The organism is Chthoniobacter flavus Ellin428 (assembly GCF_000173075.1).
Lineage (GTDB): Bacteria > Verrucomicrobiota > Verrucomicrobiia > Chthoniobacterales > Chthoniobacteraceae > Chthoniobacter > Chthoniobacter flavus.
In genome coordinates this window covers 131,783-153,730 of the sequence record NZ_ABVL01000017.1, presented here as the reverse complement: position 1 = coordinate 153,730, position 21,948 = coordinate 131,783, and the positions used below count along the sequence as shown (strand labels likewise).

Sequence of the window (21,948 nt, the reverse complement as noted above, 5' to 3'; positions counted from 1 at the left end):
AAAGCATCTTCAGCCGCGTGTGGCGCTTGTTGGTAAAGACGAACAAAGCACCCGAACGCACGTCTTCGCGCAAAACTTCGCTGGCCAGCGCATGCAGCCCCTCGAAGCCCTTGCGCATGTCCGCAGGTTCCACCGCCAGAAACACTCGCACGCTGCCGGGAAAGCTCAGCATGTCCGGCTTCCTTCACTCCACGCCCGCAACAATTGCGCCGCCAACAGCACTTGGCCGCCATGGTTCACCTCCAGGCGTGCCCCGCCAGGCAGATGCACGACCAACGTCTGCGTTCTGTCCTTGGCCACATTCTCTACTGTCGCCTCCACCCAACCCGCCAACCGCGGGACCGTGGGCCTCTGCTTCTGCAGCGCATTGCCTTCGCCACGCGCCTTGCGCCGCTTCTGCATCCAACTGGCAAAGGTCGGATACTTCACTCCGACATGGGCGGCAAACTGCGCCGCCGGTAACCCGCTCCTTTCAAACTCATCCAGCACCGCCTCCCGCCGCTCCGCTGGCGTCCACACACGCCCTCGGGCGTCCTGTTTCAATACTTGATCGGCCTGCTCCATAGATTGCATAGCGTAGCTCCTACCCAATCTACGAAACTACCCCGTTCCGATGGCGCTACGGATAACGCTTACGTGCCAACTGCGTTGCCGCGAGGCGGGGTGGGGAGCAGGCATGGAGTCGAACCGACAGGCCGCAATGCACATGAACCACAAATATGAGCCTCGAAAGTGACAACCGGCAGCCGAGCCATTCATAGCATGGCGAAGGCCGCAGAGTCGGAGTCCTGGACCAACCGTCGTGGGCTCTGGCAATGGACCGGCGGGGTCTGCGTGGGTGGCATGTCGGGAAGTGGCAATCAGATAAGCGGGGAGACCTGTGATGGCGAGTAGGCAAGACTCAACCGGCGGGACAACCCCACAGGGGAAGACCGAGCGGGCCAGCGCAGGAGTCGGAGGCGTTCGTAGTAGCGATGAGGCTGTGCCAGACCTCTGGTTTGGGCAAAACACGGCGGAGCCAAGGGACGCCACTTGTTCCGCAGGAGAGAAGAGCAGGGAAGGATGTGGTGACGGCTCGCAAGGGCTACCAGCACCCGATAAAGTCCGGCAACTGCAAATCACCCTGTATCGGAAAGCGAAGTCCAAACCGGAATATCGGTTTTGGAGTCTGTATGGAGAAGTGCAACGCGCCGATGTGCTGGCAGCAGCATGGCGGCGAGTGAAGGCGAACGCAGGAGCGGCAGGAGTCGATGGTGTTACTATCGAGGAACTGGCCGCCGACGCTCAGGTGGAGGCAGCGTGGCTCCTCGGATTGCGAGAGGAACTTCAGCAAAAGACCTATCGGCCCGCGCCGGTGCGTCGGGTGAGGATTCCGAAAGCGAATGGAGGATTTAGAGGACTGGGCATCCCCACGGTCAAAGACCGTGTGGTGCAGATGGCCGTGTATCTGGTGCTGATGCCGATCTTCGAGGCGGACTTCCATCCGTTCTCCTTCGGCTTTCGGCCCGGACGCGGCGCGCACCAGGCAGTGGAGGCAATCAGAGAAGCATTGCGGATGGGCAAGACCGAAGTAGTCGACGCCGATTTAGCGCAATACTTCGACACGATCCCCCACCACAAACTGATGCGGCGAGTAGCCCGGAGGGTGAGCGATGGAATGATCCTGAAACTCATCAAAGCCTGGCTGCGCGCGCCCATTCTCGAAGAAGAGGAAGGTGGCGGGCGAAAGATCGAGGCCAATCCTTGCGGCACGCCGCAAGGCGGCGTGATCTCTCCGCTGCTGGCCAACATCTACCTTCATCCCTTGGATGAAGCGGTGAATGATCGGTGTTGCGATCAGCGCGGCTTCAAGCCGCGAATGATCCGGTATGCAGACGATCTGGTCATCCTCTGTCACTCCGGCGAAGGCATTGCGATAAGAGAACGGTTGGGCTGCTGGCTGCAAAGTCGCGGACTAACCCTCAATGAAAAGAAGACCCGAGTAATCGAGAGCCGTGAACATGGCTTTGATTTCCTTGGCTTCTCCTTCCGCTGGCAGCAATCGAAGAACGCAACGTCCTACGTGCATGTGGAACCGAGTCCAGCGTCCAAACAATCGCTTCGGGACTGCGTGCGCGAGATGACACGCCGGCACACCACTTGGAAGTCAACCGAGGCCGTCGTCAACGAAATCAACCGAGTGACCCGTGGATGGAGCAACTACTTCGCTCTGGACCACTACCACCGGAGCTTTCGGCAAATGAACTACTTCATCAGCCATCGGCTCCGGCAATGGTTATGGCGCAAACATGGCAATCCTGTGGCCAAATATGTTCGATGGTCGAAGCGTGAACTCTTGTAAGCGTCCGCGCCAGCGCCTATTGACAAGGCGTTCGTAGATTCTGGTTTCAAGTCGTAGACGTCATAGGCGTAGGCCTATGACATCTACGCTGCGGCACGTTGAGCGGTGCGGCATTGCTGCTTGGCCCAGACTTCGGGAGTGATGTCCTTGATCTGCCAGTTGGTCATCGATGGCAGTCGGGTGAAGACGTCTCGCAGGTAGGCGAAAGGATCGATACCCCGACGTCGGCAGGATTCGATGATCGTGTAGAGGATGGCGCTGCGCTCGCCGGCGGCAGCCTCGCCAAAGAAGAGCCAATTCTTTTTACCGATCGCGGTGGGGCGGATCGCGTTTTCGACCAGGTTGTTGTCGATCTCCAGGCGGCCGTCCTCGAGGAAGACCAAGAGCGCGGGCCATTGATTGAGGGCGTGGTCGATCGCTCTGCCCATGAGGCTTTTGGGCAGGTAACGGCGCACGGTTTTTAACCGCACCAAGGCACGGTGTAGTCGGAGCAGTACGGATCGGCTCAAGCTGGCTCGCTCGGCATGTCGTCGTCTGGGGCCGGCTCGCGACTGACGCAGTTGGGCTTCCAACTCGTATAGGTTTTGAAAGTGCCGAAGGAACCAACCGGCCACCTTCGGTGCCGTTTCTTTGGCTTCGTAGAACTTGCGCCGGACGTGAGCCAGGCATCCCGCGAGCACGATCTTTTCTCCACGGCCTTTGGCAAAGCAATCGTAGGCTTCGTAGCCGTCGCACTGGATGGTGCCGCGAAAGTCTACGGGAATGATCTTCTCCAGGCAGGAAGCGGCGCGGCTGGTCTGCCAGTGGAAGACCACGTCGCCACGCGGCGCATGGCAGGTCCACAGGTAGCCCAACTTGGTCCGGCCGTGGCCTGGTTCCAGATAGCGGATGGGGGTTTCGTCGACCTGCACATAGCCGCGGCTGAGCACCTCGCTGCGGATATGCTCGTAGATGGGTTTGAGCCAGTCGGCGGCCAAGCCCATCCATTCGGCCATCGTCTGCCGTGGCAGCCAGACTTGGTGGCGTGTCCAGTAGATCGACTCCTGCCGATAGAGAGGAAGGTGGTCGCAATACTTGGCTACGACGATTTGCGCCAAAAGCCCCGGCGCCACGATGCTGCGCTCCAGGATCGCGGGCGGCAACGGCGCGATCACCGGCACCGCATCGAGCAGCCCGCGCCGCACATACTTCGGCCGCACCGTACGCCGCCGCAGGAAGCGGGCGGGTTCGTAGTCGAGCCGTTCGTTGACCTCTTCACCGATGCGTCGCCACTGCTCGGGAGCGGCCTGCACCGGCTCGGGCACGATGATTTCTTCAACGACCGGCAGATGTTCCGGGAGCCTCGGAGTTCGTGAGCGCGGAGGCGATGGAACCTTCGAGCGCTGTGAAGCCTCCGCTTCCACAGGCTCGGGAGCTTTTCCCGGCTCGTCGAGCCCTTGCAAAAGCAAATGCAGCTGTGCCGGATCGAGCTTCTCGCTCTTGACTCCGAAGAGCCGTCGGGCCAGCGCATCGAGCTTCTCGCGCAGGAGCGCATTCTCGCGCCGCGCTTCCTCGAGGCGCTCGTGCAAACGATGGTTCTCCGCGCGCAGGTTTTGGGGATCGTCAGTGCTTGGCTCCGGCACGCTGGTATAACTCAGCGTGGTCCCCCATGTTAGATGATTTGCCAACTTAATTTCTTGGACCGGCTACTCGCGTTCATACCAAGGGCGCAGCTTCGCTCCGCGCAGATCAATCCCATCGGTCAACAGCGCCAACGCTTCCGGCGTCAGTTTCAACTTCACTCGTCCGGCCTCGATGCTCTTGGGCCACGAAAAGGTACCTTGCTCCAGCCGCTTGATGAGCAGCCACAGTCCGCTGCCATCCCAATAAAGGATCTTCAACCGGGTGTGCCGCCGATTGGTGAAGACAAAGAGCGCTCCCTGGCGCAAGTCTTCGCCCAGTCGCTCGCTGACCAGCCCTTCCAATCCGCTGAAGCTCTTGCGCAAGTCCACTGGCTCCAGCGCCACGAACACCTTCAATCCTCCGGTAAAGCTCAGCATCCGCGGCTCCGTTGCGCGATCAGTGCCAGTAACTCGGCGGCCATCGCCAACTGCGCCGGCGAATGCACCATCAACCGCGCGGCGCCCGGCAGTTCAATCGATAGACCCGCGCCGTTCCCGCCAGTGCGCGTGGCCGCCTCCTCCACGACTGCTTCCCAAAGCCGGATCGGGCCGCCGCCATTCCCAGCCTCCACCGGTGCTCCAGCCAAATGGCTTCCGGCTTTGCGCCGCTTTTGCAGCCAGTTGGCAAACGTCGGATACTTGATCCCGGCCATGGCCGCAAACGCCGACGCGCTCAGCCCGCTGCCGGCAAACTCTGCCAGCAGCGCCTCCCGCCGCTCCTTCGGCACCCGCACCCGTCCGCGTCGATCCTGCTTGAGCACTTTGTCTGTCCCGGTCGTAGATGTCATCGACGCCGATGGTCTGACATCGTTGGCCATCTCCGCTAGAGGTGCTCCAGCGGACGCTTACGAACTCTTCACGACTTATGGACTCTACCAGCTCCCGACGTTGGTCGAATGAGACTTCGTAACCGTAACTGGAACTCGGAAAGCCGGATGCGGTAAAACCGCCCGTCCGGTTTGATGAGGGGCGGGAAGCAGGCGGTCATTGGCTACCATGCCTCTCAATCCGTCGCTTCCCGCCTACTCTACACATCTACGCTCAGAAATCAGAGTCTACGAGAGCCCTGTCAATAGGCGCGGCGGCGGACGCTCACGAGGGGGAAGGTATTCTCGCGATTGACCAAAGGTGTGGATGGAGGCAAAGAGTGGGACGAAATAAATCAGCCATGTTTAAAAATGCCGGTTTCGTTCTTTGGAATAGTTCTTCGGTCGCGAAAGGTCTGTCGCTTTTGGTCGCGGCATTGGTGGCCATGTTGCCGCGGATGGTTGCGGCTGACGAAGAGGCTGCAAAGCCCGAGCCCCTCTCGCTATGGAAGGGGCATGCTCCCGTGGGGGACGGAACATTTGATACCGAGGATGCGGAAATCACGGTTTATCGCGCTCCTCATCCGAATGGCGCGGCGATGGTCATTTGTCCGGGTGGGGGATATGCCCGGCTCGTGATGGGAGCGGAAGGGGACGGGATTGCGCATTGGCTGAATCAGCATGGAGTCGGAGGTATCGTTCTCAAATACCGATTGCCGAAAGGGCGGCACATGGTGCCGTTGCTGGATGCGCAGCGAGCGCTGCGCACGGTTCGGCTGCACAGCGCGGAATGGGGGATGGATGCGCATCGCATCGGCATCATTGGGTTTTCGGCGGGTGGGCATCTCGCTTCGACCGCGGACACGCATTTCGATGCGGGCGATGCCAAGGCCAGTGATCCGGTGGATCGTGTGAGCTGCCGTCCTGATTTCGCGATCCTGGTCTATCCGGTGATCACTTTCGGCGAGAAGGGGCACCTGGGCTCGCGGAACAATCTGTTGGGAAGTAATCCGACACCGGAGTTAGTCGATCAATTTTCCAACGAGAAGCAGGTCACAGCCGAAACGCCGCCGACATTTCTCGCGCATGCGGTGGACGACAAGGTCGTGCCGGTGGAAAATAGCCGGATGTTCTTTGAGGCTTTGCAGGCCCACAAAGTCCCGGCGAAATTGCTCGAACTGCCCAGCGGTGGACATGGGCTCAACGGATACAAAGGCCCGAGTTGGGATGCCTGGCAGATTCAATCGATGGAGTGGCTGGCGGAGCAGAAAATGATCCCAAAAGACACGGCGGTTCAGCACTGATTCTGGATCAAGTTGTGTTTCACCGGTGGTATGGCGTGGCGTTACTTCTCCGAATTGCCGAATAGCCGCTGAAGAGAAACTTCCACCGAGTGCTGTCCGTTGCCGACCCAGATCGTTCCATCCTGCACGGTGACATCCAGTTTCATGGAGCGGTCGGCGAGGGTGGCCAGGGCACGGGCTTGTTCGCTGGGGATTTGCCACACGTTCAAGTTGCGCGCGCGGCTGATTTTGTCCGCTACTCCGCTCCACCATTGCGAGGTGCTGGAGGCAAAGCTGTAGACGCTCGCCCGGCGCGCGCGTCCGCTGCATTGGAGCAGACGTCGCTCTTCCGGTTGGCCGACTTCGATCCAGTGCAGCATCTGGCCGGTAAGATCTTTCTGCCAAAGGGCCGGTTCTTCGCTGTCCCACATGTCCTTGGCAAATTCCAGCGCGCCGTGATCGTTATCGACCGGTGCGTTCAAGGCAAAGACCAGGATGCGAACCATCATGCGCTCGTCGGTTTCCGATGGGTGACGGGCAATGGTGAGTTCATGATCCGCATAGACGTTGCGGTCCATGTCGGCGAGTTGGACGGTGGCTTTGTAGATGGTGGCCTTGAGTGCCATGGCGCCACTGTGCGGCACCCAATCGATTTGGGAAGCAAATCGTCGAGCGCAGTCTTCAGCGCGCGGGCGTGGCGCACCAGCGGTGCCACATTTCCCGATAGGCCGCTTCAAGATGGCGCGCGAAACGCGGCGCATCCATGAGCGGCGAGGATTCCATGCGCGAGCGCATGGTGGCGCGGAGGTCGGCGAGGCGGGGAAGGTCGGTGGCGAGTTGCGTGGCCGTGCTGACGAACTCGTCGGGAGTGCGCGTGACGAGTTCGGGAAGCCCGATCGTCGAGAGCAGCCCGAGGCCGGCGCGGCCGACGGATGTTTCACCGACCAGGCTGATGACCGGTACGCCCATCCAGAGCGTTTCGCAGGTGGTTGCCATGCCGTTGCTGGGCAGGGTGTCCAGGGCGATGTCGACGCGGTGGTAACGCCGCAAATAGTCAGCCCGCGAACCAGTGGCCGCGAACTCGATACGATCGCCAGCGATTCCGTAATGGGCGAATCTCTCGGAGAGATGGCGTTGGGCGGAGCCTTCGGGAGCGAGGAGGACGAGGTGCGAATTTTTCACCGAGTGCAGGACACGGCTGAAGCGCGCCAGCGTCTCTTCGTTGAACTTCGAGAAATTGTTGAAGCAGCCGAAGGTGATGCGTCCGGCGGAGAGCGCGGGCACGGGATTGACGGGGGTTTCGTCCGTGAAGGGATGGTAACAACACCAGCAATCGGGAAGGAGGATGGGCTTCTCCGCGGATGTGAAATCGAGATCGGCCGAGGGGTCGAGATAGCGGTCGGTGATGCGGTAGTCGATGGTGTCCAGGCCCGTGATTCCGGGGTAGGCCAGCCAGGAGACTTGTACTGGAGCCGGTTTGCGGGCGAAGAGTGGCAGGCGATTGCCTACCGTGTGCATCGAAAGATCGACGAGGATATCGATCTGCGCGGCCCGGATCTCCGTCGCGAGTTCCGCGTCCGAAAGATGGCGCACGTCATGCCAGACGTCGGCGCGGGCGCGCAGAAATTCGGTGCCAGCATCCGGTGCGACGACGCTGGAGTAGCAGTGAATTTCGAACTGGGTATGATCGTGTTCGCCAAACAGCGGCGCCAGGAAGAGGAGTTCGGCGTGGATGCGGAAATCCGGCGAGACATAACCGATACGCAGCCGGCGATGGGGAACGCGATGGTTCGTGTGTGGCCGGAGAGAAGGCCGCAACGGCTCGGCAAACTGGCGATTCCAGTTTTGATGTTCATCGACGATCGCTTGCTCGTCGCTGCCCGGATGGAGCCGAAGGAGGCAGATCAGACTGCTCTGAATCGACGGCTCTTGCGGCATGAGCCGGATCGCCTCTCGATAGGCGGCGATGGCGTCGTCCAATCGCCCTAGGACGGCCAGCGTGCTTGCGAGGTTGCTGTAGCCTTTCGGATCGTTCGAGTCGAGTTGGAGCGCACGACGATAGGCAGCGACGGCCTCATCCAGTCGTCCCTGCGCCCGAAAGGCGTTGCCGAGATTGTAAGAGGCGATCGCAAATCGGGAGTCCAGCGCAAGCGCTCGACGGTAGTGTTCGATGGCTTCTGTCGTGCGGCCGAGCGCGAGGCAGGCTTCGCCCAGATTTGAATGAGCGGACGGATTGGTCGGATGGTGGAGCAGTGCGCGCTCGATCCAAGCGACGGCGTCGTCATGATGGCCGGCGTTGTGAGCCAGCACGCCGAGGAGGTGAAGCGCCTCGGCGTGGTTCGGTTGCACCGACAGGATTTGTCGGCAGAGCGTTTCCGCCTGTCCTAGATTTCCCGCCTGGTAGTGTTGAGCGGCGAGGGCCGAAGCCTGCTGGACCGTGATGTCAGGCATCGCCATTCACTGGACGCGGAGTATCTTGAATCGCCGCTGCTCGCGCCCCTGCGGGAGGGCAATCGAGTCGCCGGCAACTTTGCCGATGAGCAGCTGGCCGATCGGCGACTGCGGCGTGATCACGGTGACGGGAGTGCCTTCGCAAACGACTTCGATACCGCCCGCTCGCGGTCCGAGCAGGTAGACGTCTTCCGCCGGGCCGTTTTTCAAGGTCAGCAAAGCGCCGATCTCGACTGGGGTCTTGGGTGGCCAGTCGGCAGAGTCGAGCGATTCAAATTCCTGCTTCGCCTTCTCGAGTTCAATCAGTTGCCGGGACTGGCCGCGGGCCAGATACGATGCCTCGAGCGCGCGCGTGTCGTATTTATTCTCCGGCTTGTTCTGTTCGTGAGTCGCTTCTTCGTGGGTCGACTTGGCGGAAGAGATCAGCCCATGCAAATCCCGGACGATCTGCTCGATCACCAATTGCATCACCGCCTGCTTATTCATCGTCCGTGGATTGAGAGGAACCGCGCCGCGAAGGCGTGGCGCTCACGGCGAGAGGGGCTTAGCGATGACTCCAGTGCATTGCCGCAAAGGTGACCAAGGCCACCGCGCCGACGGCGACCGCGAAGCGCCAAACGGATACCCAACGCCCCGCGTTCTCAGCGGCAGGCGGGGTGGTAAAGGCGTGGTAGGGACGAAAACGGAGGTACTCGGATTCTCTTTCTCGTTTTCGTTTGGCCATGAACGGCGGACGATAGCGTCAAACCCGCGCGTTTCAAGTCGAAGACGGCGCTAATTTTTTTGCAACGGGTTGTGACTTGATTGAACGGCGGATTTTTCAGATTCGAACAGGCCTCCCCATGAAATTCCGACTCCTCTTTGTCGTTCTCATTTTCTTCGTCGCGCATCTCTACGCCGAGAGCGACGGAAAAATCCAAATCCTGCTGCTCGGCGACAGCACGACGGAGGCGAAGATTCCGAAGCTCGTCGCGCCGAAGGAACCACAGTTCGAAGACATCGTCCGCATCCTGCTCGCCGCGGAGGGCGATCTGCCACCGACGAACGTCATCAATTCCGGAGTGAGCGGGGAGTTCATTCGCCGCCTCATCGATTCCGGGCGTTACGATAAGGACGTCGCGAAACTGCCCGGGCTCGATTACATTTTCATCCGCTACGGCCTGAACGACGTGGTGCGCGTCCCGGATTTCGATACCGCGTTTCCGCAGCACTTTCACGAGTTGCTAGGGCGACTGCGCAAGGATCATCCCGGCGCGGTCCTGATTCCCATGACCGTGATTCCATGGTCGGCGGATTTGAAGGCCGACGAACCGAAGGCCAAGCGCATCAACGATCTCGTGCGGCAGGTCGCGAGCGATGAGAAGCTCGATGTTTTCGATATCTATCCCCGCTACGCCGAGGAGCAGGCCAAGGGCCCGAACATGCTCAACTATCGCCGATTTCCGCTGGCCAGGATTCCGGAGAAGGATCGTGAACTGGCCAAGCCATACGTCATGGATGGGAAAGACCCGGCCGTGGTGGTGCTGGACAATCGCCTCGATGCGCATTTCGGAAATCTGCCGGGCTGGTTTGGGGACCGGCACCCGAATCTTGCCGGGTACCACGTCATCGCCGACGAGACCGCGCGGTATCTGGCGCCATTGATCCGCCAGCGCGCCAAGGCGAACGCCAACGGCAAGTAGCGAGTGACGCAGCGCGGCAGAGCCGCAACCAAAGAGTTTTTAAACGCAGAGGCCGCGGAGACGCAGAGGGGGAGGACAAGGAGACTGGGTCTATGTTCCCGGGAGAGTTTTCGCGAGAGGCCCTCGGTTTAACCGGAAGAAAGCTTCCGCCATGGGCACGCCCGCTTCGCGTCCGCGCCAGGTGGCGATGGGTTCATGATGTTTCGACCAGATGACTTCGCCGTGCTGGCTGTGGTGGGCGAACAGGGCGGCTTTCTTCGCGTCGAGGACGGAGCTCACGTCGACGTAGGTATTGGGCGGAAAACCTTGGGATTCGCTGCCGGTGTCGACCTCGAAATAGTAGAGGTGTGGGTGCGGCTTGATCGCCTGCACGGCGCGAAACGTCAGGACACTCGCTGCCTGATGATCGCGATGGGCGTCGATTGGCCAGTGCGTGAAGACGATATCCGGACGACACGAGGAGAGGAGCTTCCCCATTTCGTCGGTCCGGGCGGAATCGATGGTGGTGGCCCCATCGATCTGTCCGGCGAAGAGCGCTTCAGCGCCGATGATCTGGCAGGCGGCCTCGGCTTCGGCACTTCGGATGGCTGCTGCCTCGTCCTCGGATTTGCCCGGGATGCCGCGTTCGCCTTTCGTTAAATAAATGATGCTGACCTTGTGCCCAGCTTGCGCATAGAGGGCCAGCGTCCCGGCACAGCTCGATTCAGGGTCGTCCGGATGGGCCCCGACGCAGACGACACGCAGCGGTAATTTCGCCGTTTCTGCGGCGGCAATGAGCGTTGGGCTTTGCGCCAAGAGAAGAGGGGTGGCGAGGACCGATGCCTTCACGAAAGTCCGGCGGGAGGGCGGATTCATAGTGGCTTGGGAGGGGAGAATGACCTTGCAGGGCGATTCTGTCGAGTTTGTCCGAGGAGAGAGGGACAGGCGTCTGGCGATCTGCCGCCAGGGCGCGGATTGGGGATACATAGGAATCAGGAGAGGAAATACGGACTAGTCCCCACGACTCCGGTCGACATCCTGCTCAAATGGATGGGGAATGATCGCCACCATAGCCCCCCTGCCAAAGCCGATTCCCCCCTGCGATGGTTCATTCCTACCGCCAGGTGAAATCCCTGCCGCGCTGACCAGTAAAGCATCCCCGGAATTCGCCGACGAACGGCGCTGTTTCCGTGAAATCCTGAGCAGTGTGCCAGCGGTGGTTTTCGAGCACTGGATGGTGAACGATGCGGCGGGCCGGCGGAGTTTTATCAGCAGTTACGTCGAAGAGCTTTTCGGTTTCACGTCGGAGGAATGGCTCGTAACGCCGACTTTCTGGGCCAGCCGGATCCATCCGGAAGACCGGCCGTGGGTGATGGCGGACGCCTCCGAGCTTTTCGCCGGCCGGCGGGAAGAAAGCCGGCAGGTCTTTCGTTGGTTGCACAAGGACGGACGCACGGTGTGGGGGGAAACGCACCTCGTGGCGGTGCGCAACGAGGCGGGGCAGACGTGTGGTGTGCGGGGCGTGACCTTGGATGTGACCGAGCGTATCGGCACCGCTGAAGAGCTACGTTGGAAGAGCGCCTTTCTCGAAGCGCAAACGAATGCGAACCTCGACGGCATTCTCGTCGTGAACGAGCATGGAAAGACCCTCTTTTACAACCGCAAAATGGCCGAGGTCTGGCGCTTGCCGCAGGAGATCGTCGATCAGAAAGAGGATGGGGCCATGCTGCGCTACGTCCTCGGTACCATTGTGCGACCGGAACAGTTTCTGCAAAGGGTCGAGTATCTTTATGCGCATCCCAATGAAGTCAGCCGCGATGAGATCGCCCTGACCGACGGTCGCTTTCTCGATCGATATTCGTCCCCGGTCTTCGGCGAAAATGGAACCTACTACGGCCGCATCTGGACGTTCCGGGATATCTCCGACCGGAAGCGGGCGGAGGCGGAAGCGGAAGATTTGAACCGGCAACTCGTGGGGCTTTCCCGCGAAGCCGGCATGGCCGAAGTGGCGACCAGCGTCCTGCACAATGTGGGGAACGTATTGAACAGCGTGAACGTCTCCATCGGCCTGGCCACGGAGAAAGTGAACCACTTGAAGATCACGAGCTTGAGCCGGTTGGCCTCCATGCTGAACGAGCACGCGGCGGATCTGCCGGCCTTTTTCACGCACCACCCGCAAGGTTCGCGAATCCCGCAATTCCTCGGCCAGCTCGCTGAACATTTCGCGGCCGAGCAACAGACGCTCTTGCAAGAGCTGGCTTCGCTGCAGTCGAATCTCGAGCACATCAACGAGATCGTGGCGATGCAGCAGCATTACGCCACCGCGGGCGGAGTGATCGAGGTGCTGCCGCTGGCCGACGTGGTGGAGGACGCGTTGCGCATGAATACCGCGGCCTTCGAGCGCCATGGTTCGCGGGTAGTGCGCGAGTTTGATATGACGCTGCCGCCGATGCCGATCGATCGGAACAAGATCCTGCTGATTTTGGTGAACCTCATTCGCAATGCCAAGTACGCCTGCGACGAGGGCGGCCGTCCCGACAAATGCATCACCCTGCGCACAGGTCTCGCCGAGACCGGCGCCGTGACGATCTCGGTGAGTGACAACGGGGTGGGCATTTTGCCGGAAAATCTGGCCCGCATCTTCGAGCACGGTTTCACCACGCGGAAGAATGGCCACGGTTTCGGCCTCCACAGCAGCGCCCTCGCCGCACAGGAGATGAACGGTGCGTTACGTGTGCACAGTGATGGCATTGGCACTGGCGCCACTTTCATCCTCGAACTCCCGCTAAAAGCCGACCCATCATGAGCCACACGAACCGCCGTATTCTCATCGTCGATGACAACCGGGCCATCCACGACGATTTTCGCAAGATCCTCTGTCCGGAACGGAGCGATATCGACGACGCGGAAGCCGAGTTTTTCGGCGATATCCTGCCGATTTCCGAACAGCCTCAGTTCGAGGTGGACTCCGCCTACCAAGGCGCCGAAGGCGTGGCCGCGGTGAGCCAGGCGCTCAAGGAGGGCCGGCCCTACGCGGTGGCCTTTCTGGACGTTCGAATGCCGCCCGGCGCCGATGGCATTCAGACAGCCGAGATGCTTTGGCAATTGTGCCCCGAACTGCAGATCGTCATCTGCACCGCTTACTCCGACTATTCGTGGCAGGAAATGATCGGGCGCCTCGGCAATCGCGACCGGTTGTTGGTAATGAAGAAGCCCTTTTCTTCCGTCGAAGCTCTGCAACTGGCCTGCGCGCTCTGCGAGAAATGGCGGCTGACCCAGGAAGCCCGCGATCGCCTGGCGGAGACCGAGCGGATCGTGGAGGAACGCACCCGGGAATTGCGGGAGGCGAATGGCCGTTTGCAGGCGGAAATGGAGCAACGCGAGCGCGCCGAGGGACAACTGCTCCGTGCCCAGCGACTGGAGAGCATCGGCACCCTGGCCAGCGGAATCGCGCACGACCTCAACAATATGCTCTCGCCGATCCTGCTTTCGCTCGATCTGCTCAAGGTCGGCCTGCCGGCGGCCTCCTGGGAATTGCTTGGCACGGTCGAAACTTGCGCCCAACGCGCGGCTTCGATGGTCAAGCAGGTGCTCACCTTCGCCCGCGGAGTGGAGGGGGAACGTTTGCCACTGGAGCCGAAATACTTGATTCGTGAGATCGAGAAGATCGTGGCCGGGACCTTTCCACGGCAGATCAAGCTCGAGACGCGGATTGCCGGTGACCTGCCGCCGATCAAGGGCGACTCGACCCAACTCCAGCAGGTGCTCTTGAATTTGTCCCTGAACGCGCGAGACGCGATGCCGGATGGCGGCACGCTGCGGATCGAGGCGGATCTTTTCGAGGTCGATGAACTTTATGCGGCGGCGAATCCGGGGACGCGCATCGGTCAGTATGCCCGGTTGCGTGTTTCGGATATGGGCGCGGGTATGTCGCAGCCGGTCATCGACAAGATCTTCGATCCCTTTTTTACCACCAAGCCGCTGGGCAAGGGGACCGGCCTCGGGCTGTCCACGGTGCTCGGGATTGTCAAAAGCCACGAGGGTTTCCTCGATGTGCGCAGCAAAGTCGGCAAGGGGAGCACCTTCGAAGTCTTTCTTCCCGTGGCCGCCGCACAACCGGCGCCGGTGGCCCTCGAGGAAAAACCGGAGAATATCGGTGGGCGCGGCCAGCTGGTCCTCATCGTCGATGATGAAGTCGCGGTGCGCAAAACCACCGAGATCATGCTCGCGCAGCACGGCTATCGCACCGTGACCGCCGCGGACGGTGTGGAAGCGCTGGCCATTTATGCCGAGCGAGGTGGATCGATCGACGCCGTCTTTACCGATGTCATGATGCCGCTGGTCGATGGTGTGGCTCTCAGCCGGGCATTGAGGAAGATGAATCCCGAGGTGCGGATCATCGCGGCGACCGGGGCGGCGGAAGAGAGCCGCAAACAAGAACTCAAGGCGCTGAAGGTGAGCCGGGTGCTCGGCAAGCCATTCACCACTGGGACTCTGCTCGCCGCTCTCGAGGAGGCGTTCGCCTCGGCAATGACCGCGGACATTTTCCGTCCGGTCCCAAGTCCCGAATCCTACGCTGCCTGAGCGCCCCAATCCTGCTCCGGAACGTGTTCTCTTAAATGCTTTTAAAAACTCAGGCCGCTGATTTCAGCAGGGAGACCGGGTCGGCGTTGCCGGAGACCGCGAGATAGTTCCGATATTCGGTTTCGAAACGCTGAAGAAGCCGCTCCAACTCGACGCTGATCTGCTTCTGCAAAAACGGGATGGTGGTCTTTTCCAGACGTTCCTCACGGAGGTCGATGACCATCGCAAGGTAGGTGAGCATCGGGGGGACGGTGGGGGTGAGCGTGGGCATGGTGAATTATTTAGCATGGGACGTGCCTGAGACGCGGCCGCTTCGCCTGGCCGTCAGTCCAGCCGTTTATGCCTCTTCCTCAGGCGTTTCCGTGTCTTCCACCTCGGCGGCAGAGCCATTTTCCAGGCCGAGGAGCGCCGCGGCATCGACCGCCGGCAATTCCTCCGCGGGCTTGAGCTTGCGGACGACGGCCCGTGAGCGGCGCTGCGCGGAGTCGATGCTGTTGGAAGCTTCGGTGAGCTTCTTCTGCACCTTGTCGAGCGTGTCGCCAAATTTGCCAAACTCCGCTTTCACCGCCCCCAGCACCTTCCACACTTCGCTCGACCGTTTTTCAATCGCGAGGGTGCGGAAGCCCATTTGCAAGCTGGTGAGCAGCGCGGTGAGCGTGGTCGGTCCGCTGACCACCACCCGGTGATTCCGCTGCAACGATTCCGAGAGGCCGGGCCGGCGCAGGACCTCGGAGAAAAGGCCCTCCGTGGGGAGAAATAGGATCGCGAAATCCGTGGTCGTCGGAGGGACGATGTATTTCTCGGAAATCTTGCGCGCCTCGAGACGAATGCCCTGTTCCAGCGCCGCGCTGGCGATCTCCACGGCCGCGGCGTCGCCTCGCTCCTGGGCTTCGACGAGACGCTGGTATTCCTCGTTGGGAAATTTTGAGTCGAGGGGCAGCCAGAGCGGCGTGCCATCGGCATCGCGACCGGGGAGCTTGATGGCAAATTCCACGCGCTCGGTGCTGTCCTCGCTCGGCGCAAAATTGCGCGTGAATTGCTCCTGGGTGAGCGTTTGCTCCAGCAGATTGCCGAGCTGCACTTCGCCCCAGGTACCGCGCGTCTTCACATTGCTGAGGATCTTCTTCAGGTCGCCCACGCCCACCGCGAGGGACTTCATTTCGCCGAGCCCGCTGTGCACCAGTTCGAGTCGCTCGCTGACCAGCTTGAACGATTCGCCGAGGCGCTGCTCCAGCGTCTGGTGCAACTTCTCGTCCACCGTCTGGCGAATGCGTTCCAGCTTCGCCTCGTTGTCGGTCTGCAATTGCGTGAGCTTCGTCTCCACCGTGGTACGCAGGGCTTCGAGCTTCGCTTCGTTGCGCGTGCCGAGGTCGGTCAATTGCTGCGCGAAGACTTGCAAGCGCTCGCCCTGATTCTTCGTCGAGTCGTCCAGCCGCCTCGCCTGCACTTCGCGGAAATCCTTGAGCGCGTTCTGCAATTCCGTCCGGTTTTGTGCATCGGCGGCGCGATCGGCCTCGGCCATCTGCTGCAACCGCGAGTCGAGAGTGCCACGCAGATCCTCGAGGCGTTGCTGCAGGGAATCCGCGAGTTCCCGCACGGCGCGGGCGATCTCTTCGCGGGTGTCGCGGGCGGCGGCCAGGTTTTCGCCGCGTCCGGCCTGCAGTTCGTTGCGCACGACGTCATTCACGCGATCCACCTCACCGCGCAGTCGTTCACCGAGGACATCCTTGGGTGCGCGCAAGAGGAGCGCCAGCAAGAGCCCGACCGCCACCAGCGAGAGCACGGTGATGGTGATGAGCAAGGGCAGTAGGGCGGATTCCATCGATCACTCGATTTGCGGCATTTGTCCCGGTGTTGTCACGCCCTGTTCGTCGGCGGTCTGGACAAGGAGTGAAAAAATTTGCCAAAAACGATAAAGAATTCCGATGGCAGTCGGATTTACTGCAATGTCCCCGCGCCCCAGAACCGTGCTCCGCTTTTCCTCCCTCCCTCGCACCGCTTGTCTCCTTGGTTTGCTCGCGTCCGCCGTCTTGGGCGCGGAACCGGCGAATCCGTTGCCCGCTGATTTGGCGCCACTTTTTCAACCGCCGGCGGATGCTGTCGAACAATACGGGAATTTTCGTTCGCCGCTGAAATTTGCCGATGGCAGCGAAGTGAAGACGCCGGCCGATTGGGCGCGGCGACGAGCGGAGATCCGTCAGCATTGGTTTGATGTCATGGGGCCGTGGCCGCCGCTGTTGAAAACGCCCAAACTGACGATTCTCGAAAAGGCGCCGCGGGAGAACTTCACGCAGTGCCGCATCGAGGTGGAGATTGCGCCGGGGCGCATGTCGGCGGGGTATCTGCTGATCCCTGCGGGTCAGCCGAAATTCCCGGCGGTCTTCGTTCCCTATTACGATCCGGAGACGAGCGTCGGCTTGCAAAAGGAGTTGCGCGACTTCGCCTATCAACTCGCCAGGCGAGGCTTCGTGACGATGGCCATCGGTTCGCCCGGCGGTGATGCACGCAAGCCGGACATCGGCGACGCGCAATGCCAGCCGCTCTCGTATCTCGCCTACATCGCGACGAATTGCGCGCAAGCCCTCGCCAATCTGCCCGAGGTGGATGCGACGCGCATTGGCGTGGTCGGCCATTCGTACGGCGGGAAGTGGTCGATGTTTGCCTCTTGCCTGAGCGAGATCTTCGCCTGCGCGGCGTGGTCCGATCCAGGAATCGTCTTCAATGAAAAACGGTCCAACGTGAATTACTGGGATCCATGGTATCTCGGCCTGCAGCCCGGTCCGCTGCGGCCCGTGGGCTTGCCGGATGATGCTCATCCGCGGACCGGCGCCTACAAGATCATGATCGAGCAGGGGATGGACCTCACCGAATTGCACGCGCTCATGGCGCCGCGGCCCTTCCTCGTTTCCGGCGGCGCGGAAGACACGCTCGCGCAATGGCCGGCGCTCAATCACGCCATCGCCGTGAATCGCCTGCTCGGCTTCGAGCACCGGGTCGGCCTTTCCACGCGGCCGAAGCACGACCCCACCCCCGAGTCGAACGAGCAGATCTACCGCTTCTTCGAGCACTTCCTCAAACCCTCACCCAAAACCCCATGAATTGTCTCCGTATCTCCCTTCTCACCACAGCGGCGCTGACCTTGAGCGCTCTCGCCGCGGATTTACCCAAGGTCGATCTCGGCAACGTCCGCGAAGAGCATCTGATGATTCCCATGCGCGACGGGAAGCGGCTTTCGGCCTACGCTTATATCCCGTCGGGCGGGGGGAAAAAATGGCCCGCCATCTTCGAGCAACGCTATGCGGATATCACCAGCGCCGGTTCGCGCAAAGCCTCGGCAAAATGGGCCGGGAGCGGCGGCTTTGTCATCGTGGTCGTGAACTACCGCGGCACGCATGAGAGCGAAGGCCAGTGGCGCGGTTATCGGGGGCTCGAGTGGGGTCCGTTGCGTGATGGCTACGATGTCTGTGAATGGCTTGCCACCCAGCCGTGGTGCACGGGCAAGATCGGCACTTACGGTGGTTCGCAAGCCGGCTACGCGCAGAATTATCTCGCCCCCTCCCAGCCGCCGCACCTCGTGGCGCAATACATGACCGACACCGGCTTGAGCCTTTTTCAGGAAGGTTATCGCATGGGCGGCGTGACGCGTCCCCTGCGTTTCGCCAATATGGGCCTGGTCGCGCATGATCCGGCGGACAGTGAAGCGCTGCTGCGCGAGTGGGACCAACATCCCGATTACGATAACTATTGGCGAGACGAAGACTGCACGTTGCACTTCGACAAAATGAATCTGCCGTGTTTCACCATCGGCAGTTGGTACGACTTCATGATCCAGGGCTCGATCGCCAGCTTCAATGGCCGGCAGGACCACGGCGGACCCCAATCGCGCGGCCAGCAGCATCTCGTGCTCGGGCCGTGGCTGCACGGCGGCTATCCGAAATCGAACAAGATCGGCGAACTCGTCTTTCCGGAGAATGCGATGTTTGACGTCTACGGCGACATGACGAAGTGGTTCAACCACTATCTCAAGGGGGAGGACAATGGCGCCGAGAAAGTGCCGACGGTGCGTTATTACGTGATGGGCGCGGCTGGCGAACCGGAAGCTCCGGGAAACTTCTGGCGTGAAGCCCAGGAATTTCCGCCGCACGTGGGCGGCACGCCGCTTTACCTCCGGGCGGATGGAGAACTGAAACACACCTCGCCTTCGGAAGCGGCGAGCGCGACGAGTTACGCGAGCGATCCGCGGCAGCCGATGAACATTCCCGGGGCGTCCTTTCCCGGGGCGAAGGATGCGCGCTCCTTCGAGCAGCAAAGCGAAGTGCGCACGTGGACGACAGACCCGCTCGTCCAGCCAATCGAGTGGACCGGTGAGGTGAAGGCCGAGATCTACGCCAGCTCCACGGCGAAGGACACCGACTTCATCCTGCGGGTGAGCGACGTCTATCCCGATGGTCGCAGCATGCTGCTCATGGATTACCCGCTGCGCGCGCGCTACCGCAACGGCTTCGACAAGGAAGTGCTCCTCACGCCCGGCAAACCGGCCAAACTTGACTGGCACATCGGGTGGACGAGCATCATCTTGAACAAAGGTCATCGCATCCGTGTGACCATCGCCAGCACTGGCGCTCCGCTTTACGAGCCGAACAATCAGACCGGTGGCCGGCAGACCATGGATTGGATGAAAAACGCCGTGCCGGCGATCAACACCATCTGGCACGACAAGACGCATCCGTCCCACATCATCGTTCCCGAAATTACTCCCACCCAAGCTCACTTCGAACTCCCATGAATACGACGCGCCGCACTTTCCTCAAGACCTCGGGCACTGCGATCCTTGGCTTTCCAGCCCTCGTTCGCGCGGCCAATCTCAATTCCAATCTGCAGATCGCCGCCGTCGGCTGCTCCGGCAAAGGGTTGTCGGATATCACGGAAACCGGTTCGCATCCCAAGGCGAAGTTTGTCGGCTTCTGTGATGTGGACACGACCCATTTCGAAAAGGCGGACGCGAAGTTTCCCGGGGTCCCGCATTTCCAGGACTTCCGCGATATGTTTGCGAAGCTCGGTGACAAGTTCGACGCCGTGACGGTCTCCACGCCCGATCATATGCACGCCTACATCTCGCTCGATGCGATGCGGCGCGGCAAACATCTCTACTGCCAGAAACCGCTCTCGCATACCGTGTGGGAGGCGCGGCAGATGAAGCTGCAGGCGGGGAAGTCGAAAGTGATCACGCAGATGGGCAACCAGATCCATTCCGCGAAGGAGTACCGGACCGCGGTGAAGGTCCTGCGCGATGGTGCGATTGGGAAGATCAAGGCCGTGCACTCGTGGCAGAAGAATCCCGGGAATGGTTATACCAAGCTCACCGCGCCGCCCGCACCTGGCCCGATCCCGGCGTCCTTGAATTGGGATTGGTGGCTCGGCGTCGCGCCGTACCGTGAGTACGCGCCGGATGTCTATCATCCTTTCAAGTGGCGCGACTGGCAGGATTTCGGCGCCGGCACGATGGGCGACTTCGGCTGCCATATTCTCGATCCGGTTTTTACCGCTCTGGAACTCACCGCGCCGATTAGCATTCGCGCCGAAAACGTGGGTGCGAATCCGCAGACATGGCCTGCCGCGGAGACGATCAGCTATGTCTTTCCCGCCACCAAGTGGACGGTGGAAGAGCGGTTGCCGCTTACTGGTATGACGGCGGACGTCAGCCGGACCGCGCGCTCGCGCAGATGCCGGAGGGCACCGAGTTGCCGTCCGGCGGGTCTTTATTCATCGGCGAAACCGGCGCCATGGTCCTGAAGCATTACGCCATGCCGCAGCTTTATCCGGTGGAGAAGTTTTCCTCCTACGAGATCAAGGAAGTGCCTGGTTCCAGCCACTACCACGATTGGGTCGACGCCGCGCTCAATGGTACCCAGACGACGGATAACTTCGACTATGCCGGGCCGCTGACGGAGACCGTGCAGCTTGGCAATGTCGCCACCCGAGTTCCCGGTGTGACGCTCCTCTGGGATGCCCCCGCGGTGCGCATTCTCAATAGCCCTGAAGCACATCGGCTGCTCACGCAGGGATATCGCGCAGGCTGGATGATCGAACCGGTCGTTTAGGAATCGAGCGCGACGTTCCTGTAACCGACGGCGGTGCTTTTGTGTCTCATGGGGCAGATGGACTCCATGCGCTACCTCCTGCCGATCGTTCTTGCTCTCTTCACCAGCCTTCGTTGCTCCGCAGCTGATGCACTGACCCGACGCGAATGGAAGGTGGATGGCGTGACCCGCGAGGCGCTCGTGTATGTGCCGCCGAATGCAAAATCGACCGCGACGCCGGTGATCTTCGCCTTTCACGGGCACGGTGGGACGATGGCTTATGCGGAGCGCAAATTCAGTTATCACACGCTGTGGCCGGAGGCGCTGGTGGTCTACCCGCAGGGATTGCCGACCGCCGGCAAGTTGACGGACCCGGCGGGCCGGCGGGCAGGCTGGCAATTTGCGGCCGGTGATTACGGCGATCGTGATTTAAAGTTCTTCGACGCGATGCTGATGAGCCTGCGGCAGGAATATCACGTCGATAACAAACGCATCTTTGTCACCGGGCACTCGAATGGCGGTGGGTTCACCTACCTATTGTGGGCGAATCGCGGTGACCAAATCGCGGCGGTGGCGCCGTGCTGTGCGGCGGCGTTGAATCTCTTCGGACAGTTAAAGCCGAAGCCGGTTCTGCACCTTGCGGGAGAAAAAGATCCGCTGGTTCGCTTTGCCTGGCAGGAAACTACGATCGATGCGGTGCGAAAGATCAACCAGTGCGGCGACGGTCGTCCGTGGGCCGAGCATTGCACATTGTATCCGTCGAAGATCGGCGATCCGGTGGTCGCCTACATTCATCCCGGTTTTCACGAGTTGCCGGAGGAAGCGCCGGCGGTGATCGTCAAATTCTTTAAAGAACAGGGTCCACATTAATTTACGCGCTCCCGTTCTCGGAAAGCGTGAGCGATGGACGCTTGCGTTTTGGAGTGCGGCGCTGCTGCGCCGCTTTTTGATAAGTGCAAATTACCGTAGGCATTCCGCCCTGTCCCTCAAGAGCTCGTCCTCCTCGCGTAACGCCATGCCCGCATCGCTCCGCGATTTCCAAAAGTGGCGCAGCAGCGCCGCACTCCAAAACGCAAGCGGT

At 61.0% G+C, this 21,948-nt stretch carries 21 protein-coding genes; 10 read left to right on the top strand and 11 right to left on the bottom strand.

The features are described from left to right. The coding region (gene tnpB / locus CFE428DRAFT_RS41300; protein ID WP_042725614.1) for an IS66 family insertion sequence element accessory protein TnpB at positions 1-172 on the bottom strand (172 nt) is incomplete at its 3' end. After that, complete coding sequence (tnpA, locus tag CFE428DRAFT_RS23415; RefSeq protein WP_006982143.1) at positions 166-573, bottom strand: IS66 family insertion sequence element accessory protein TnpA; 408 nt, start codon at positions 571-573, stop codon at positions 166-168. The genes tnpB (CFE428DRAFT_RS41300) and tnpA (CFE428DRAFT_RS23415), both read right to left, overlap by 7 nt. A 409-nt stretch (positions 574-982) precedes the next feature. On the opposite strand from tnpA (CFE428DRAFT_RS23415), the gene ltrA reads away from it, so the two are divergent. Next, positions 983-2,341 carry a group II intron reverse transcriptase/maturase gene (ltrA, locus tag CFE428DRAFT_RS23410; RefSeq protein ID WP_237705550.1) on the top strand — a complete coding sequence of 453 codons (1,359 nt, stop codon included), beginning with the start codon at positions 983-985 and terminating at the stop codon, positions 2,339-2,341. A gap of 83 nt (positions 2,342-2,424) precedes the next feature. Here ltrA and tnpC read toward each other — a convergent pair whose 3' ends face one another. The 3 genes from tnpC to tnpA (CFE428DRAFT_RS23395) all read right to left on the bottom strand — a co-directional run bounded on the left by tnpC (position 2,425) and on the right by tnpA (CFE428DRAFT_RS23395) (position 4,790). Continuing rightward, positions 2,425-3,909 (bottom strand): IS66 family transposase, encoded by a 1,485-nt coding sequence (gene tnpC / locus CFE428DRAFT_RS23405; protein WP_157447611.1) that lies wholly within the window; start codon positions 3,907-3,909, stop codon positions 2,425-2,427. A gap of 117 nt (positions 3,910-4,026) precedes the next feature. After that, positions 4,027-4,380 (bottom strand): IS66 family insertion sequence element accessory protein TnpB, encoded by a 354-nt coding sequence (tnpB, locus tag CFE428DRAFT_RS23400; RefSeq protein ID WP_006982139.1) that lies wholly within the window; start codon positions 4,378-4,380, stop codon positions 4,027-4,029. Then, positions 4,374-4,790 (bottom strand): IS66 family insertion sequence element accessory protein TnpA, encoded by a 417-nt coding sequence (gene tnpA / locus CFE428DRAFT_RS23395; RefSeq protein WP_006982138.1) that lies wholly within the window; start codon positions 4,788-4,790, stop codon positions 4,374-4,376. Before tnpA (CFE428DRAFT_RS23395) ends, tnpB (CFE428DRAFT_RS23400) begins: the two co-directional genes overlap by 7 nt. A 380-nt stretch (positions 4,791-5,170) precedes the next feature. Between tnpA (CFE428DRAFT_RS23395) and CFE428DRAFT_RS23390 the strand changes: the two genes are divergently transcribed. Continuing rightward, the gene (locus tag CFE428DRAFT_RS23390; protein ID WP_006982137.1) at positions 5,171-6,112 is read left to right on the top strand and encodes an alpha/beta hydrolase; all 942 of its coding nucleotides are present in this window, start codon (positions 5,171-5,173) and stop codon (positions 6,110-6,112) included. A 41-nt stretch (positions 6,113-6,153) separates the two neighbouring features. Here CFE428DRAFT_RS23390 and CFE428DRAFT_RS23385 read toward each other — a convergent pair whose 3' ends face one another. From CFE428DRAFT_RS23385 to CFE428DRAFT_RS23375, 3 genes are read right to left on the bottom strand one after another with little or no spacing between them, the layout of a single operon-like run. Further along, the gene (locus CFE428DRAFT_RS23385; RefSeq protein WP_006982136.1) at positions 6,154-6,717 is read right to left on the bottom strand and encodes a YaeQ family protein; all 564 of its coding nucleotides are present in this window, start codon (positions 6,715-6,717) and stop codon (positions 6,154-6,156) included. A gap of 55 nt (positions 6,718-6,772) precedes the next feature. Further along, complete coding sequence (locus tag CFE428DRAFT_RS23380) at positions 6,773-8,542, bottom strand: O-linked N-acetylglucosamine transferase, SPINDLY family protein (protein ID WP_083805305.1); 1,770 nt, start codon at positions 8,540-8,542, stop codon at positions 6,773-6,775. Between the two features lie 6 nt (positions 8,543-8,548). Next, on the bottom strand, positions 8,549-9,028 hold the full coding sequence (locus CFE428DRAFT_RS23375) for a GreA/GreB family elongation factor (protein ID WP_006982134.1): 480 nt from the start codon (positions 9,026-9,028) through the stop codon (positions 8,549-8,551). A 356-nt stretch (positions 9,029-9,384) separates the two neighbouring features. On the opposite strand from CFE428DRAFT_RS23375, the gene CFE428DRAFT_RS23370 reads away from it, so the two are divergent. Beyond that, positions 9,385-10,224 carry an SGNH/GDSL hydrolase family protein gene (locus CFE428DRAFT_RS23370; RefSeq protein ID WP_006982133.1) on the top strand — a complete coding sequence of 280 codons (840 nt, stop codon included), beginning with the start codon at positions 9,385-9,387 and terminating at the stop codon, positions 10,222-10,224. A gap of 90 nt (positions 10,225-10,314) precedes the next feature. On the opposite strand, the gene CFE428DRAFT_RS23365 is transcribed toward CFE428DRAFT_RS23370, so the two are convergent. Continuing rightward, positions 10,315-11,079: a PIG-L deacetylase family protein gene (locus CFE428DRAFT_RS23365; protein ID WP_006982132.1), complete on the bottom strand. Its 765-nt coding sequence runs from the start codon at positions 11,077-11,079 to the stop codon at positions 10,315-10,317. 181 nt (positions 11,080-11,260) lie between these two features. Here CFE428DRAFT_RS23365 and CFE428DRAFT_RS34330 point away from each other — a divergent pair, with 181 nt between their 5' ends. After that, a complete protein-coding gene (locus CFE428DRAFT_RS34330) occupies positions 11,261-13,009 on the top strand; it encodes a PAS domain-containing protein (RefSeq protein ID WP_006982131.1) in 1,749 nt (582 codons plus the stop codon). Continuing rightward, a complete protein-coding gene (locus CFE428DRAFT_RS23355) occupies positions 13,006-14,787 on the top strand; it encodes a response regulator (protein WP_006982130.1) in 1,782 nt (593 codons plus the stop codon). Before CFE428DRAFT_RS34330 ends, CFE428DRAFT_RS23355 begins: the two co-directional genes overlap by 4 nt. Before the next feature lie 49 nt (positions 14,788-14,836). Here the strand turns inward: CFE428DRAFT_RS23355 and CFE428DRAFT_RS23350 are convergent, their stop codons facing one another. Together CFE428DRAFT_RS23350 and CFE428DRAFT_RS23345 are read right to left on the bottom strand one after the other, a co-directional pair. Then, entirely contained in the window at positions 14,837-15,058 is a 222-nt protein-coding gene (locus CFE428DRAFT_RS23350) for a hypothetical protein (protein ID WP_006982129.1), read from the bottom strand. Between the two features lie 66 nt (positions 15,059-15,124). Continuing rightward, positions 15,125-16,609: a DNA recombination protein RmuC gene (locus CFE428DRAFT_RS23345; protein ID WP_006982128.1), complete on the bottom strand. Its 1,485-nt coding sequence runs from the start codon at positions 16,607-16,609 to the stop codon at positions 15,125-15,127. Positions 16,610-16,799: 190 nt separating this feature from the next. On the opposite strand from CFE428DRAFT_RS23345, the gene CFE428DRAFT_RS23340 reads away from it, so the two are divergent. From CFE428DRAFT_RS23340 to CFE428DRAFT_RS23325, 5 genes are all read left to right on the top strand, one after another. Further along, complete coding sequence (locus CFE428DRAFT_RS23340; protein ID WP_202797488.1) at positions 16,800-17,885, top strand: dienelactone hydrolase family protein; 1,086 nt, start codon at positions 16,800-16,802, stop codon at positions 17,883-17,885. Beyond that, complete coding sequence (locus CFE428DRAFT_RS23335; protein ID WP_006982126.1) at positions 17,882-19,573, top strand: CocE/NonD family hydrolase; 1,692 nt, start codon at positions 17,882-17,884, stop codon at positions 19,571-19,573. The genes CFE428DRAFT_RS23340 and CFE428DRAFT_RS23335 overlap by 4 nt, the downstream gene beginning before the upstream one ends. Then, positions 19,570-20,580 (top strand): Gfo/Idh/MocA family protein, encoded by a 1,011-nt coding sequence (locus CFE428DRAFT_RS23330; RefSeq protein ID WP_006982125.1) that lies wholly within the window; start codon positions 19,570-19,572, stop codon positions 20,578-20,580. The genes CFE428DRAFT_RS23335 and CFE428DRAFT_RS23330 overlap by 4 nt, the downstream gene beginning before the upstream one ends. Continuing rightward, positions 20,571-20,888, top strand: a complete 318-nt coding sequence (locus tag CFE428DRAFT_RS39140; protein ID WP_006982124.1) for a hypothetical protein — start codon at positions 20,571-20,573, stop codon at positions 20,886-20,888. Before CFE428DRAFT_RS23330 ends, CFE428DRAFT_RS39140 begins: the two co-directional genes overlap by 10 nt. 66 nt (positions 20,889-20,954) lie before the next feature. Further along, positions 20,955-21,737 carry a CE1 family esterase gene (locus CFE428DRAFT_RS23325; protein ID WP_202797487.1) on the top strand — a complete coding sequence of 261 codons (783 nt, stop codon included), beginning with the start codon at positions 20,955-20,957 and terminating at the stop codon, positions 21,735-21,737. Positions 21,738-21,948: the final 211 nt, after the last annotated feature.